Here is a 16,753-nt window from a genome sequence, read left to right as displayed (position 1 = left end):
AAATCTCGTATTGACTTAATTTTGGCTGTCGGCATTTTAAGCTAGTGTCGCGGCCATTGCCGACGTTCCGACGATAACCCATAAACGCGGTGGAGGCCGGTTCGCACGACACGCGATCGTTCTCCTCTTCTCTCGTCCCAACCCAATGATGGGAGCGGTCCATGTCGAATGACGTGCAGGGCGGTCAGGTGCCGGGTGAATCTATCGTGGAGGAGTCTCCGTCAGTCCAAATGCCGGTCCCTGTTCCGGGGCGTCTGCTTTACGACGGCGGGCTGCAAGGACTCATGGATACGGCTGCGAAGCACACGTCGAAACCGGGCATCGTCTTCGTGCAGCCGGACGATTCGGAGAATGTTCTCTCGTACGAGGAAGTCCGCGCGCGCGCCATCGTGCGCCTTGGAGCCCTTCAACGCGCGGGCCTGAAGGAGGGAGACCGGGCGCTCCTACTGACCGGGGACAGCGCGCAATTCATCGTCGACTTTTGGGCTTGCGTCTACGGCGGCATCGTACCGGCTCCCCTGATTTACCCGAGCTCCCTCGTGGTCATGAGCGAGCCGCTTCGCAAAATGGCAGCCGTCTGGGATCAACTCGGTCGTCCGACCATCATCGGCGACAGTGCCGCGGCGGCCCAGGAATCGAAGCTGCAGGAGCTCGTTGGCGCGCCGGATTGCCGCATCCTGGCCCTCGAAGAATTGGAAGACGCAGCCCGGCCGGGCGAGATTCGGCCATTGCGCGATCTGGACCGGGTCGCGTTCATCCAATACAGCTCGGGAAGCACGGGCCGGCCAAAGGGGGTGATGCTCACGCATCGAAACCTGCTCACGAACCTCGAAGGGATCGTGGACGCCCTCGAGCTGACCGAGGCCGACGTCTTTCTCGGCTGGATGCCCTACTTTCACGACATGGGGCTGATCGGGTTTCATTTCACCCCGCTGGCGATGTGCATCAAACAAGTGAATCTCTCGCCCCTGAGATTCGTGAAGTACCCATTGAAGTGGCTGGAGAAGATGCACCAGCACCGGGCGACAATCTCTGGTTCGCCCAACTTCGGTTATCAGCGCGTGCTCGATCGGGTTTCGCCTGCGGATTTGCAGGGGCTCGATCTTTCCTGCGTTCGCGCCATCGTCAATGGTGCCGAGCCCATCTCGTGGCGCGTCATGAAGGAGTTCCAGGAGCGCCTCGCGTGCTGCGGGCTTCACGAAAATGCCGTGCAACCCGTCTATGGGATGGCCGAGGCATGCCTGGCGGTCACCTTTTCGCCGATTGGTAGCCACCACCTGCGTCATTCGCTCGACCGCAAACAGCTTGCCCGACACGGAGCCGTCGTCGACATCGATGGAGACGGAGACGCATGCATTCAGATACCCGACGAAGGTGTACCCGTGGGCGGGGTCGGGGTGCGCATCGTCGACGAGCACGACCGCGTTCTTCCCCAAGGACGTGTGGGCCACATTCAGATCCACGGTGAAAACGTCACGCGCGGATATTTCGAGAATCCCGAGGCCAATGCGGCGCTCTTTGCGGAGGGGACCTGGCTGCGAACGGGCGATATCGGGTTCATGCGCCATGGGCGCCTCAGTGTCACCGGACGCGCCAAAGACATCATTTTCGTCAATGGACAGAATTTCTTCGCGTTCGACGTCGAAGAGTGCGCTGCGGCCGTGCCCGGTGTCGCCGAGGGCAAGGTGGTGGCCGTCGGCTGGCACGACGACAAAGCCGGATGCGAACGCGTGGCCCTCTTCGTGGGGACCGCCGGCGGTGGGACACCTCGCGAATCCGTCTACCGCGCGGTGGTGGAACGCGTGCTCGACGTGATGGGCATCCTGGTCGATTACGTCGTACCGCTCAAGCAATTGCCGAAAACCACGAGCGGCAAAGTGCAGCGCTATCGCATGCTGCAGGATTTGCTCGACGGGAAATATGCGGACGCCATCGTGGGAACCGATGCCCTGATGGCGCCTCCTCCTGCCGCGACGCCGAACGAGCCGGTCTTGGAGCCGGAGGCCCTGCTCCTCACAGTGCGCCGTGTGGCGGCCGAGATTTTGCGTTGCCCCATCGACCGCGTTCTGCCCGAATCCGGATTTCGGTCGCTTGGTGGCACGTCGCTCAAAGCGGTGGATTTTTTGAGCAAGCTCGAAGAGACGTTCCGGCTGGAGCTTCCACAGCGCGTCCTGTTCGAGTGCCGAAACATCGCAGCGGTCGCAGACTTCATCGGCCGCGAAGCCGCGCGGGCAGCCGCCGAGGCGGCACAGGTCGCGAGCGAGGAAACGAGCGCGCCGGAGGCAGCGCCTTCGGGCGGCGAGGGGGACATCGCCATCATCGCCCTCGGAGGTCGTTTCCCCGGCAGCGCCACCATCGACGAATTTTGGTCGCATGTTCTGGCCGGCGAGAGCGCGGTCACCGACGTGCCGCCTTCGCGCTGGGACTCCGTGAGCCATGCCGACAGGGCAGGTGCTCCCCAGCGCGGCGGCTTTTTGACCGATCCCTATGTATTCGATTACGCGCTATTCGGGATTTCGCGCGAAGAAGCCCTGGGGATGGACCCCCAGCAGCGTCTGTTCCTCGAGGTGGCATGGGAGACGCTGGAGCGCGGCGGGTACCTCGGACGGCGTGTGCAGGGGCGGCGTGTGGGCGTGTTCGTCGGCGCGAGCTACAACAATTACCTCGAATATTTCCTGCAGACGCTCCGGCGGCAGGAGCTGTCGACCTTCGACAGCGTGCAGCGCCTCGCGCCATCCGAGCGGGCTGCGCTGGATGACGAATGGATCCGTCGCTATGGCGACATGAACATTCGCCCGGAAAGCTGCGCGAGCAACATCCTCAATATGATCGCCTCGCGCACGTCGCATGTTTTCAATCTGCGCGGACCGAGTTTGACCGTCGATACCGCATGCTCCGCGTCGCTCGTTTCGGTCCACCTCGCTTGCGAGAGCCTGCGCCGGGGCGAGTGCGAAATGGCGCTGGCCGGCGGGGTCAATCTTCTATTGACGCCCACGTCGGTTCTCTTGCTCGGCGCGGCCGGGGCTCTGTCGCCTTCGGGCGTGTGCCGCGTTTTCGACGCATCGGCCGATGGACTCGTGCCCGGTGAAGGGGCGGGGGCCGTGCTTCTCAAGCCGCTCGCGCGCGCGCTCGAAGACGGCGACGAGATCATGGCCGTCATCAAGGGATCGGCCATCAACAACGACGGCGCCTCGCTCGGGGTCATGACCCCGAACCCCGATGGCCAAAGGGACGTCATCGGTTCCGTCTACGAGCGATTCGGGCTGAACCCTCGCGATGTGCAATACCTGGAGGCCCACGGCACGGGGACGGCCATCGGAGACCCCATCGAGGTTCGCGCCCTGGCCCAGGTCTTTTCGCAGCATACGGCGGAAGCCGGTTACTGCGCGATCGGCTCGGTGAAGAGCAACATCGGACACCTTCTGACCGCGGCCGGCATCGCCGGGTTGATCAAGGTCGTTCTCGCCCTGCGGGCGCGGAAGATTCCGCCCACCCTCAACGTGGACACGCCGAATCCGCGCATTCGGTTTCCAGAGACGCCATTTTTCGTCGCGGCGGCGGCGAAGGACTGGGAGCGGCGTGCGGGGGCTCCTCGTTGTGCGGCCATCAATTCGTTCGGGTTCGGTGGAACGAATTGCCATCTCGTCGTGGAGGAGGCGCCACCGGCCCCCGAGGTTTCCCCGGCGAAGGTCACCGCGTCTCCGAGCCTGGCGTGCTTCTCCGCGCACTCCGAGGAGGCGCTGCGTCTGCGGGCGACGCAGCTTGCCGACGATCTCGAACAGCGCGCGGACGCCGATGTGTCCGACGTTTGCTTCACGGTCAATACACGAAGCGCGCAGCTCGGCGTTCGAGCAGGCCTCGTGGCCTCGTCGCGCGCCGACTTCATCGAGAAGCTGCGAGGCGTCGCCGCAGGCGCGGGCCGCCGGGAGGCGAGCCGCCCTCCGCGCGTGGTCCTGATGTTTACCGGACAAGGATCGCAATATCCGGGAATGGGGAAAACGCTTTACGAGAAGCAGCCGGCGTTCCGGCGCTTCTTCGACGAGGTGGCGGGACACTTCGGCGACGCGCTGGGTGCACCCCTGCAGGAGCTCGTATTCGGCAAAGAAGCCGACCCCGCGCGCCTCGCCCAGACGGCGCTCACGCAGCCTGCGACGTTCGCGATCGATTACGCCGTCGGACGTCTGCTTCTGCATTGGGGGCTCGAACCGGTGGGCATGCTCGGGCACAGCGTCGGTGAGTACGTCGCCGCTTGCCTCGGTGGCGTCATTGCATTGCCGGATGCGGCGCGCATCGTTCTCGAGCGGGGCCGTCTGATGGGGCAGCTGGAAACGTCGGGCGCCATGGCCGCCATTTTCGCATCGCCCGACCGGGTGTCGCAGTGGCTCGAGCCATATACCGGCAAGCTCTGGATCGCGGCGCTCAATGGATCACACCAAGTCGTCTCCGGGCACGAGGCCGACATCGTATCGTTTCTAGCCGACGTCCACCGGCACGGTGCGAGGGGACAGCGCCTGAAGACCTCGCAGGCGTTCCATACGCCGCTTCTCGAGCCCATGCTGGCCGAATTTCGGCGCGTCCTTGCCCCGATTGCCTTTCAGCGCCCGGCGATTCCCATTCTTTCGAACGTCACGGCGCAATGGATCCGCGACGCCGCGCCCAATGCCGAATATTGGATCGAGCATGCCATGTCGCCGGTCCGATTCGAACCGAGCATTCGTGCCGCGGTGGCCGCCGATTGCAATGTGTTCGTGGAGGCTGGCCCCGATCGCACCCTCACCGCGCTTTCCCGCGCGATCTTGGGACCCGAGGCCATGGCGCTGCCAACGTTGCAATCGAAAGTGGGCAATCTGGAGAGCCTGCTGGGGACGCTCGCGTCGCTGTTCGAACGCGGGTGCGAACTCGATTTCGATGCATTCGAGGCCGCCTCCGCGCGTCGAAGGGTTTCTCTTCCCGCCTATCCCTTGATTCGCGAGCGGCTTCACCCGATGGGCGATGCGTCCCACCATGGTGGGGCCGGCGGCGAGGACGCACGTTGGCAGCGCTGGCTGCACGTCTGGAACTGGGTGCCCTCGAAGGAGGTGCCCAAGCAACCATCGCTGTCCGGGCCCGTTCTGGTGTTCGGGGATGCCGGTGCACACCGTGACATGCACGGCGCCGTTCTCGTCGTTGCGGGCTCCGCGTTCTCCGAGTCGTCCGATGGCGTGTTTACCGTCGATCCACGATCGCAGGAGGACTGGGCGCGCGTGCTCTCGACCCTCGCGGGCCGCGGGACGGCGCCTGGGGCCATCGTTCATCTCCTGGCCTTGGCCGACGCGGATCGCGCGGATACCGCGCCTTGTCTCGAGAGCGACCGCGCGCTGGTGGGGTTGGTGTCGCTGGCCAAGGCGCTCGTGACGCAGCGGGCATCGTCTCCGCCGCTCCTGGTCGTGACGGCGGGAGCCTGCCCGGTGGAGTCCTCGTCGCCGCGCCCGATGGCGGCCGCGGTGGTTGCGATGGCGCAGACCATTGGCCTCGAGGAGTCGGGCCTCGACTGCCGGGCCATCGACATCGATGCCGCCACGGCGGAGCGCCTTCGCGACGTCGTCACCGCCGAGCTCGGGCTGCCCGCGAACGACGAACGGCTCGCCGTCTGGCGTGCGGGCAAGCGCCTCACGCGCGAGCTCGTGCACCATCGCACCGAGTCCGACGCAACGTCGCTGATCGAGCCGAACGACACGTACCTCCTCGTGGGCGGTGCGACGGGCATCGGGGCGGAGGTTGCCTTGGAGCTCGCACGTCGGGCCAAGGTCAATCTCGTCATCACGGGCCGCACCCCGAGCACCGATCCGAGCCGGCTTGCCCTCGTCCGAGCTCTCGAAGAACTTGGGGCCCGCGCGCTCTACCTCGAAGCCGATGCCTGCGAACCCGACGCGATGGCGCGGGCCGTCGGCGCGGCAAGAGAGCAGTTTGGTGCATTCCGAGGCGTGATCTACTGCGCGGGTATCGTCGATAAAACGGCGGCCCGCCTCACGGACAAGACGCACGAGAGCATCGCCTCGGTGTTGCGGCCGAAGATGCTCGGTGTGATCGTGACCGACCTTGCGACGCGGGAAGAGCCGCTGAAGTTCTTCGTCACGTTCTCCTCCGTCGCGGCGACCTCTGCGCGTTGGTCGCGAGGGCTAGGCGATTATGCGGCGGCCAACGCCTTTCTGGATCAGTATTGCGTTTACCGCGACAGCGTCGGCGCGCGCGGAAATTCGATGGCCATCAACTGGTCGCTCTGGGAAGGGCGGGGGATGGGAACGATTGCTGGCATCGATTCCATGACGCGGCGAAGTGGGCTTTTGCCACTCGCCCCCGAGGTCGCCCTGCGCGCGCTGTTCGGTGCACTCGGCCAGCGTACGCCGGTTCTGCACGTCCTCGACCGCGCCTCGACGCGGACCGTCGCACCGCGTCCGGTGCTGGCCGTTCCTTCGGCGAAGGCGTACACCGAGCGGCCCATTTCGCTGAGCGCAGACGACGTGCGAAAGCTCGTTCTGGAGGTCGTTGCCGAGCATCTCCAGACGAGCGCGGGAGCGATTGACGCCTCGCGGCCGTTTCGCGAGCTCGGGCTCGATTCCGTGAGCGCGGTCTCCGCGCTGAGCGTCCTATCGCAGCGCCTCGGGCGGACGCTTTACCCCACGTTGATGTTCGAGTTCGAGACGCCGGAAGATCTGACGGCGTACCTGGTGGGGCTCGATGGTGCTCCGCCTCCCACATCGTGCCGCGTCGAGCGGGAAGACGCACCCCGCGATCGCGACATTGCCATCGTCGGCATGGCCTGCCGGGTCCCTGGAGCCGACGACCTCGATGCGTTCTGGGACATGCTCGTCCAAGGCCGGTCGGCCATCGGCGAAGCGCCGCGAGACCGTTTTTCGGCCGACGCGTACGCGGCGGAGCCCGCCGAGGGCACGTCGCATACTTCGTATTCGAAGTGGGGCGGCTTCATCTCCGAGCCTTATGCGTTCGACGCGATGTTCTTCGGTATTTCGCCCCGTGAGGCGACCTCGATGGACCCCCAGCAGCGCGTGTTCCTGGAGGTGGCCTGGCAGGCGATGCAGCAGGCAGGTTATGGCTCGAAGCGGCCTGCGGACACCGGCGTGTTCGTCGGTTGCGAGACGAACTATTACGCGGAGCACTTCATGAACCATCAGCGGTTCGAGCTCCTCAAGAACGAGTTCGCACAATCGGACTGGTGGAACACCATGGGGGAGAGCGATCGCGCGGACCTCGTGGGCAAGCTCCGGGAGGCCCTCGCGCCGGCCCACATCGAGGCCGACGCCGTGCCGGGCAATGGTCTGAACCACATCGCGGCGCGTGTCAGTCACTTCATGGATCTGAAGGGACCGGCCATGGTCGTGAACACGGCCTGCTCGTCCGCGCTCGTGGCGCTGCATTGGGCTTGTGAAAGCCTCCGCTCGGGCGAAACGAGCATGGCCATCGTGGGCGGGGTTTACCTCAACATCGGTACGACGTCGCTCGTATTTTTGAGCCAATTGAAAGCCCTCTCGCCCGATGGGACCTGCTCGCCCTTCGACAAGCGGGCGAATGGAATGGTTCTCGGCGAGGGTGTGGGCGCGCTCGTGCTCAAGCCGCTGCGGCAGGCTCTCGCCGACGGCGATGTCGTTCACGCGGTCATCAAAGGTTCGGCGATCAACAACGACGGTCATTCGCAAGGGATCACCGTTCCCACGGCCAGCGGGCAGGCCGAGGCCATACGGAGAGCGCACGCCAATGCGCGCATCGATCCCAGCACCGTCTCCTACATCGAGTGCCATGGAACGGGGACGCCGCTCGGCGATCCCGTCGAAGTGCAAGGGCTGGCGCTCGCATTCCCACCCCCGGCCGACGGTACGCCCGATTGTGCCGTGGGATCGGTCAAGGCCTCCATTGGCCATCTGTTGGCGGCCTCCGGCATTCCCAGCATCATCAAAACGGTTCTCGCGTTCCAGCACCGCGTCATTCCGCCCAGCGCCGGCTACCGTGAGCTCAATCCGCACATCACGCTCACGGGAACGCGATTCCACGTAGCGGAGGGGAGAGCGCGAAATTGGGATTCGAGCGGCCCTCGGCGCGCCGGCGTGAACGGATTTGGCTTCGGCGGAACCAATTGCCATGTCGTGCTGGAGGAGGCACCGCCCGCGCAAAAGCTCGGCGCGGATGCTGCAGGGCCGCATCTTCTTCATCTGTCGGCGCGCACGCCCGAGGCGTTGCGCCGCGTTGCGCGCACCTTGTTGGACCATCGGAGCCGGCATCCCGAGCAGCCGCTTCCGGCGTTGATCGCGTCGATGAACCGCGGTCAACGCAGCAGTGCCGCGAAAGCGGCCGCCGTCGTGCGCGATGCACGGCATCTCGAGCAGCTCTTGCTCGCCATCGAAGCGGGGACGAGTGCGCCGGGCTTGCACCTCGGTCGCTCCAACCCGCGACGTTCCACCCCAGTTTGGATTTGGCCCGGCGAGAACACGTCGCCGGGCGATGTCGAGGCGTGGGTTCGCTTTCTCCAGGAGGCTGGCATCACCCCCGCGGGCACCGTCGACGAACGGACGGTGACTTCGGCCCAGCGTGATGCCGTGCTGCAGATTCAAGGGGGCAACGACCGCGCAGCCATGCTGGAGGCGCTCGCGCGGCTCTGCGTGCAGGGCGTCGCGCTCGACTTCGAGCAACTCCACGCGGGAATCGGGCGTTTGCCCATACCCGGCTACCCATTCGAACGAACGACGTACCGCGCCTTCGTTCCCGACCCCGCGCTCGCTCCCGTGCAGCCCGTGCAGCCGCCGCCGTCGCGATCCATCAGCGAATCGCAACGCGAGGCGACGCACGCCCTCATCGCGTCCAGCCTGCAGGATTGGGCTGCCGTCCCCAGTTTCGAGCCCTGAGGCATCGAGACTCTCGCCCACATCGTCTCGGACTCGTTTTGCCCCTCGAGGAAACGGAAATGACTACCAGCGTCGAGAATCGTTTTTTGGAAGGAACGGACAATCCTTCGTGCGACGGAGAGGAGGCACTCGATGAGAACCTCCGCGCCCTGGTGTATTCGGCGATCAGCAGCATCACCGGACATCGAGTCCAAGATATTTCGGACGAGCTCTTTCTCGAGGCCGATCTCGGGCTCGATTCCCTCAAGCGCGTGCAGCTTCTGAGCGCCATGGCCTCCGTGGTTCCGGCCGAAGCGCGGGAGCGGCTGAGTGAGCCCGACATTCTCCAGCACATGATGCAAGCCCTCTCCGTCGCCGAGCTGCTCGCCGTCGTGGGGGCACCGTCTGCGCCGCCGAGTAGCGTGAAGCTTCACGTCGTTCCAACACCCACGGCCGCGCGTGCGGAGCTCGAGCTGGCCGACAGCCAGTACCCGTTTCTGGCGGCGCATCTCTCGGGGCTTTCGCATTGCAGCCTTTGCTCGACGATTCGCGTTCTCGGCCCCTTCGATGCGCGAATGGCCCGCGCAGCTTGGGACGACCTACTTCAGCGGCATCCGGTTCTTCGCGCCAAGTTCCACGTCGGCAAGGACGAGGCGTCCCTGCGAGCGTGCACCCTGGAATGGGACGGCGCCCTCGTCGCGCCGCCGGTGCGCGTGACCGATCTGGCAGGCCTCGGTTCGTCGCAACGTGAGCGCGCCTTGACCCAGGGGCGCGACGAGGCGCTCAATCGTCATTGGCCGCTGGACACATGGCCGCTGCACACGTTTTCGGCCTATCGTATTTCGGAGAACGAATACGAAATTCACCTGGCCAATCATCACTTGGTCTCCGATGGTATCGGAAATCAGATCCTGCTCCGCGAGTTCATGGAGCGTTACGCGGCGCATTCCTCCGGAGCGCGTCCCGAGCAAACCGAGAGCATGTCGCCCGAGGACTACAATGGTCTCGTCCGCCGTCTCGACGGGTGGATGGACACCGGGGAAGAGGCAGCGCTCGACGAATATCTCCGCAAGCAGGGAAGTGGCAAGTTCGTTTGGAACCCGAAAGGGCGCAAACTAGCGGCGGCATCGGCGCCCATCGAAACGCGGGCGATCGCGCACCGGCTGTCCAAAGATCTCACCGATCGCCTGCATGCCAAGGTTCGCGAACTTCGCATTCCCATCAATTCGCTGCTCGTTGCCGCGTACCTCAAGACGCTGGCCTCGCTCGGACCCGTTGGGGATCCGATCATCTTGCAGCTCCCCACCGGCGGGCGCGTGTCTCCCGGGGTCGACTTGGCCGATACCGTGGGATGCTTTGCGCAGAACCTTGCGCTCTCGTTTGCACGTCCCCACGAGGACGAGGGCTGGGAAGAACTCGCCATTCGCGTGCACCACGAAATCGTGAATGGAATCGGCGGAGGCATCGACCGCGCGCAAGTGCGGCGCGCCGCCAACCTGACGAAGCAGCCGGGCATGATGACCCACGGAGCGATGTCTCCGTTGGCGGCGGCCCTCGTGCGCAAGAGCCCCAAGTCGAATCTCTTCTTGCCGTACATCGGGCGCACGCACTTGCAGAAGCGGTATGGCACGCTCCAAGTCGTGGGATACCAAGCGGCGACGGGAACGAATCCCGGTGCCGTCGACAATGTCATCGAGATCTTCGACGACACGTTGCAGATCGTCTCGAACTACGACCGCGAGTTCTTCGCCGAGGAGGAAGTGCGCGAGCTTCAGCGCGCCTTCGCGGCCCAGCTCGAGCATCTGGCGAGCAGCCCGCCGGTGATGTCCATCTCGAAGTGGAGGCGCGACCCAAGCCGGGAAGATCCCGAGGCGGTCGAACGCGTGGTGCGCATCGTCGCGGACGTTTGCCATCGGGCCGTCGGCCGCGATGAACTCGGAGCGGATCTCGAAGCGGACCTTGGGCTCGACTCCCTCGAGCGAATTCGCGTGGTGAGTCAGATCGAGGCGACGCACACGGGCGTGCATGCGCGCGATCTTCTCGGATGCCGAACCATCTTGGAAATGGCTGGACGCATCAGCCCGCGCCCGAGCCGGCCGAGCGAGAGTGCCGTCACCTCGCGCATCGACATGCCGTATCTTTCCTTCGTTGCCCAGGCCCGCGCGACACCGGATGCCATCGCCGTCGAAACCGTCGACGCGAAGGTGACCTACCGCGAGCTGGACGAGCTCTCGAATCGCCTTGCGCACACGCTGCGCGACCGCGGGATTGGCCGCGGGGCATTGGTGGGCGTGCTGCTCGCGCCGGGCATCGACATGCTGATTGCCCTGATGGGGATTCTCAAGCTCGGCGCGGCGTACGTGCCGCTCGACAGCCAGCATCCGCCGGCTCGCTTGCGGGCCATTCTGCAGCGCGCGCAGCTCACCACCTTGGTGACGCAATCCGAATCGGCCGAGGTGCTCGGAGCGTTCGACCCCGGTGCGCAGGTGCAGCTCCTGATCCTGATGGACGACGCCGCGGGTCGCGCCCCAACCGGACGCACCGCCATCTCCCGCGCGCGATGGTTGGAGGCTCCGTGCACGGCCCTCGAGACATCGGCAACGCCGGAGGACTTGATGACCGTCCTCTTTACCTCCGGCTCGACGGGCGAGCCGAAGGGGGCCATGCTCACCCATGCAGGATACATGAATCGGCTGGAGTGGATGCAGCGTGCGTTTCCGATCCAGCAAGGCGATCGAATCGCGCAGCGAAGCTCGTATTGCTTCGATGTTTCGGTTTGGGAGCTCTTTTGGCCGCTCATGTACGGGGCCACGGTTTGCCCCGTCGATCGAGCTACCGTGCGCGATCCGTGGCGCTTGGCGGAGTGGGTCGCGTCCGCGCGCATCTCCGTGATGCACTTCGTTCCGTCGCTCTTCGTCGAGTTTCTCAATGCCCTTTCCGAAACGGCACGGTTTCCAGCATTGCGCTGGCTGATCTTCAGCGGCGAAGTGCTTCCTGCCTCCGCGGTCCGTCGCTGGATGGCTCGCTTTGGCAACTCGGTTGGACTTGCCAATCTCTATGGGCCGACGGAGGCCAGCATCGACGTGACCTGCCACGTCATTGCCGAGTCGCCCGCCGACAACGAGCGCATTCCCATCGGAAAGGCCATCGACCGCGTCTTCCTCGCGGTTCTCGATGAATCGATGAAGCGGTGCCCGCCGGGAAAGCCCGGCGAGCTGTGGATCGGCGGTGTGCAGATCGCGCGTGGCTACTTGAACGATCCCGAGACGACGGCCAAGTCCTTCGTGCGCAGTCCGTTTCCCGAGGCCGGGAGCGAGCTTTTGTACCGCACCGGCGACGCCGCATCCGAAGACGAAGACGGCACGATTCACTTCCACGGGCGCCTCGATACGCAGATCAAGATTCGCGGTTTTCGTGTGGAGCTCGGCGAAATCGAAGCCGCCATCGACTCGCACCCGCAAGTTCGGGAGGTGGCCGTTCTGGCGACCGATCGCGGCGGGGGGCATCTGCAGCTCGTCGCGTACGTGTCCGGTGAACCTGGACGGATCGACGGACGTGGGCTTCGTCAATATGCCAAGGAGCGGCTCCCCGAGTACATGGTGCCGCACCAAATCGAGATTCTCGATACCTTGCCCAAGAACGCCAACGGCAAAATCGACCGAAAGGCGCTTCGATCGCCGAAGGCGGAGAGCATCGCCCCCTCGAATGGAGAACAGGTCGGGCTCGGACCGGCGCAGCGTTGGATATTCAACTACTTCGACGCGCCGTATGCGTGGTTCGGATACGTGCGCTTCCGGTTCATGCAGCCGCTCGATGTTCCGCTCTTCGAGAAAGCCGTCAATCTGGTGAGCGATCGGCATCCCGCCCTTCGAACCACGTTTCATCGTGCAAACGGCGGCTGGCAACAGCGCATCGCACCGCCGGGCGCCGAGCCGATACGGGTCGTGGTCGCAGACACCGAGGGCAAGACGGCGGCCGAACGCGATGCACGGGCCGACGAGATCCTTCGCGAGACGTGCGAGAGCATGCGCCTGTCCCGCGGTCCGCTCTGCGGCGTTCATCTGCTGCCGCTCGGCAACGATTTTTACGAGATCCTCGTGGTCGCCCACCATCTCAACATGGATCTGATTAGCAATCAGCTCGTCTTCGAGAACGTGTGGCGCACGTACAGTCAATTGCTCGCCAATCCGAATTACAAAAACGACGCCCCGGCGGGCCGCACGTATCCCGATTTGGTCCGAACCCTGGAGGAGGCCGATCGCGAGGGTTCGCTCGATGGCCATGTCGATTTCTGGAAGGAATTCGCCGCCCCAGAAGCGCGCTTCGAAGTTCCGTTCGATCATGCCAATGGGCCGAACAGCGAGGCCAGCTCGGCGAGCGAATGCTTCGAGCTCGACGAATCGATGCATCGCGCGCTGATCCAAGACGTCAAGGCCGCGCACAAGGACCGCTCGTTCTATCATCTGCTGCTCGCGCCGCTGTATCGAGCCATGGCGGAATGGGCGGGGCAGTCGTGGATCGTGCTCAGCCACCGAAGTCACGGGCGGGATCTCGGGGACGGGCGGACCTTCTTCGATGCCGTGGGCAACTTTGCCGTGAACTTTCCCGTGGGGCTCAAGGTCGATACCAGCCGATCCTGGGATGCTGCGGTGAACGACGTGAAGAGCGCGTTCGAGCGGCTTCCCATGAACGGAGTCACCTACGATTACATCGCAGACCGGTTGCCCTCGAGCGCCTACCCCGATCACAAGATAACGCCCGTGCGCGTCAACTACCTCGGTAACCGAACCATGCTGCCGAACAAGTTGTTCGAGATGGACGGCGCGCACCGGGACCAGCGCCTCGCGGCGCCCGATCAGAAGCGAACGACGCTCATCGAAGTGTTTCTGTCGGTGGTCAACGGCAAGTTGCGCGTCGAAATGAGCTATTCCCGCAATTTCCATACTGCGGAATCGATTCGGAACATCGGCCAGCGCTACGTCGCGCTCATCTCGGAGATGGTGGCGGACACCCTCGCGCGCCTGAAGACGCCGCCGGCGCCGATCACCGAGGTTCGCGTGGCGGCGAAAAAGCCAACCGCGAACGGTCATGCCTCCACGACGACCAAGGATGGTGCCTTGGCAGGCAAAGTCGCCATCATCACCGGTGGCGGGCGCGGAATCGGGCGTGCGACGGCGCTGCATTTTGCCCGGAACGGGGCCCGTGTGCTCCTCGCATCTCGGACCGCGGACGAGCTTCGTGAAGCCGCGAGCGAGATCCGCGGGAGCGGGGGAGACGTCGACACCATCGCGGCGGATGTTTCCGATCCCGAGGCGGGCGAGCGCATCGTTCAGCATTGTGTGCGCACCTTCGGCGCCGTGGACGTGCTGGTGAACAACGCGGGCATCACCCATGTGGCGGAGCTGGCCGAGTCGGATCCGAAGGAGTGGCGGCGCGTGACGGAGATCAATCTATTTGGTGCGTATTACTGCGCACGCGCGGTCATTCCGCATCTTCTGGCGCGGGGCGGTGGAAAGATCATCAATGTGGGCTCGGACTCGTCGCTGATCGGATATCCTTTGATGAGCGCGTACGCGGCATCGAAACATGCGCTCGTGGGGCTCACGAAGTCCCTGGCGGAAGAGTTGAAGCTGCGCAACATCCAGGTCAACGCCGTGTGCCCCGCGTTCGTCGATACCGACATGGCGCCCAAGGCGTTTCGGGCCTCCGCGGTTCCGAAAGACGATGTTGCCGGGGTCATCCTGTTCCTCGCATCGTCCCAATCGGCCGCGATCACCGGAGAGAGCGTCCGCGTGTTCGGTACGCAAGATATGCAATGGTACGGATCGCGGCAGATGGGCGTTCTCAAGGCGGCCGCGCAGCGCACGCGGTCGTGATGCGACCGCAGCTCTGGGTGTTGTTCATCGTCTCGTTTCTGGCCGGCGCGGCCATGGGGTTCTTCGCCCTGTTGCTGTCGGAGCTGGCGCGGGAACGAAGCTACGGCGACGTCGACCTCGGACTCGTATCGAGCGCGTATTACTTGCTCGTGGTCGTGGGGTCGGCATGCGCAGTGCGCCTCGCGCCATGGCATGGCGTGCGCCGCTTGCTCGTCGTCGGGTTGACCCTCGGGGCCGTGGCGGCCGTTCTATCGCCGCTCGCCCCGCGGGTCTTCGGGCTCGCGGCCGTGCGCGCGCTGGGAGGGCTGGGGGCGGGGCTGCAGATCACCGCGGCCCATGCCGCCTTGCTCGCGCAGGCGTCGCCGGCGAATCGCGGGAAGGTCCTGGGCATTTCGGCGCTCGCGTTCGGTGTGGGGCTGGGGGCGGGGCCGTTCGTCGGGCCGCACCTGTATGCGTATTCTCCGCCGTTCGCCTTCACGTGCGGCGGAGTGCTGCTGGCCTTCGGCGCGGTCCTCGTCAGCATCTTCGTCGAGGATGTGAAGGTCACGCCGGTGAGGGCCACGCTCGACGTCGCACGACGCCTGGTCGTTCCCATTCATGCCGTGTTCGTTTACGGCTTCGCCGAGGCAGCCATCCTCTCGCTGTACCCGTTTTTTCTGCTGCGCCAAGGGCTGTCGCCGGCGCAGATGGGTTACGCCTGCTCCGCGTTCGTGCTCGGCAGCCTCGCGGGCATGCTTCCCATCACGGCGCTGAGTGACCGTGTGGGCAGACGTCGTGTGCTCGCATGGTGCCTGTTCGGTGGAAGCCTCCTCACGTGCGCCCTCGCGCGTGTCGCCGACTTCCACGCCGTCTTCGGGCTGTCGCTCGTGGCGGGGATGCTCGTCGGGCCCATCTACGCACTCTCGTATGCCCTCGCGGGCGACGTCCTCGATGTGCGGGAAGCACCCTCGGGGGCCGCAGGGCTGACATCGGCGTTCGCGATTGGCTGCATCGCGGGGCCGGTGGTGACCTCTCTCGTCGTGGAGCGATTCGGACATGGTGCGCTGTTCGCGCCGACCATCGTGCTCTTCGCGAGCTTCGCCGTGCATGCTTGGCCGCTTCGCCGGGGCAGCGATAGCATCCGCGCGATGCTCGAATCCACGTCCGCTGCACCGTCGCTGCAGAACATCGACGTCACCAAAAAGGTCGAACCGTGAGCCGCTTCGCATGGCTCGCCGTCGCAGCCGCGCTGTTCACGGCGCCCGATGCCCTCGCGGACGAGCAGGTCCAACCGAGCGCTCCGCCTCCCGCCCACAACGCGGCGCTTTTTGCGGATCTCTTCACGCGCGTCAACCCGGGCGGCATCATGCTCGTCGTCGGAGGGCTCTATCGGTATCGCTATGCCCATTATGATACCCCCGTTCTCGGAGATCCTCATGTTCAAGTGGGGGCGAGCGCGGGCGTCAATCCACTGTATTCACAGTTTTCGGTTTTCGGAGAGTGGCTTCCGCTCGCGATTCTCCAGCTCGGCGCGCGCTACGATCATTTCGTTCGGTATGGAGATGACTCTGCGCGTGCGTACGATCGGTTTCAACTGAATCCCGTCCTGCGCGGGAAACTCTGGAAAATCCTTCTCCTGAACCAGGTATTTCTCTCGTTCTATCAATTTCCGCGCGGCAAGGAGCCTTACGAAGAAACTGAATACGACACGTACCTGATGCCCCGCGATCTGGTCGTTCAAGATCGAACGCTGCTGCTCGGCGAGCTTTGGGCACGCGGGCGTGTGGAACGGCTCTACGCCGGACCGGTTTACGAGTGGACGTATTCGCGTGATCTCGACCGCTCGCGGCAACGCGTGGGTGGCGCCGTTCTCTGGGTGCCCGCCGAACGATTCGGATTCGCCTCCCGCCCGCGACTGTTCGCCATGACCGGCATCAACCTCGTCGATCCGAGGCACGACGGAGAGCCCTTTTTGGTGGTCGGCGTCGGCGCCGATTACGATCTTTTCGGAGCTCTTTGAGACAC

4 protein-coding genes are annotated in these 16,753 nt (G+C 64.8%); all 4 read left to right on the top strand.

The genetic code is table 11. From position 1 onward, the window contains the following. Positions 1 to 161 precede the first annotated feature (161 nt). The 4 genes from LZC95_22350 to LZC95_22335 are packed head-to-tail and all read left to right on the top strand — an operon-like array spanning position 162 to position 16,748. A complete protein-coding gene (locus LZC95_22350) occupies positions 162 to 8,894 on the top strand; it encodes an SDR family NAD(P)-dependent oxidoreductase (GenBank protein ID WXA99546.1) in 8,733 nt (2,910 codons plus the stop codon). Positions 8,895 to 8,953: 59 nt separating this feature from the next. Further along, the gene (locus LZC95_22345) at positions 8,954 to 14,749 is read left to right on the top strand and encodes an amino acid adenylation domain-containing protein (GenBank protein WXA99545.1); all 5,796 of its coding nucleotides are present in this window, start codon (positions 8,954 to 8,956) and stop codon (positions 14,747 to 14,749) included. Next, complete coding sequence (locus LZC95_22340; GenBank protein WXB00210.1) at positions 14,749 to 15,945, top strand: MFS transporter; 1,197 nt, start codon at positions 14,749 to 14,751, stop codon at positions 15,943 to 15,945. Before LZC95_22345 ends, LZC95_22340 begins: the two co-directional genes overlap by 1 nt. After that, positions 15,942 to 16,748 carry a hypothetical protein gene (locus LZC95_22335; GenBank protein WXA99544.1) on the top strand — a complete coding sequence of 269 codons (807 nt, stop codon included), beginning with the start codon at positions 15,942 to 15,944 and terminating at the stop codon, positions 16,746 to 16,748. The genes LZC95_22340 and LZC95_22335 overlap by 4 nt, the downstream gene beginning before the upstream one ends. The last annotated feature ends 5 nt before the right edge of the window (positions 16,749 to 16,753 follow it).

This window comes from Sorangiineae bacterium MSr12523, assembly GCA_037157775.1.
Taxonomy (GTDB): Bacteria; Myxococcota_A; Polyangia; order Polyangiales; family Polyangiaceae; genus Pendulispora; species Pendulispora brunnea.
This window is presented reverse-complemented; position numbering and strand designations above follow the sequence as displayed.

Bases quoted from the DNA above. Each gene is read 5' to 3' on its own strand.
- LZC95_22350 (WXA99546.1), top strand. From the start codon at position 162: ATGTCGAATGACGTGCAGGGCGGTCAGGTGCCGGGTGAATCTATCGTG.
- LZC95_22345 (WXA99545.1), top strand. From the start codon at position 8,954: ATGACTACCAGCGTCGAGAATCGTTTTTTGGAAGGAACGGACAATCCT.
- LZC95_22340 (WXB00210.1), top strand. From the start codon at position 14,749: ATGCGACCGCAGCTCTGGGTGTTGTTCATCGTCTCGTTTCTGGCCGGC.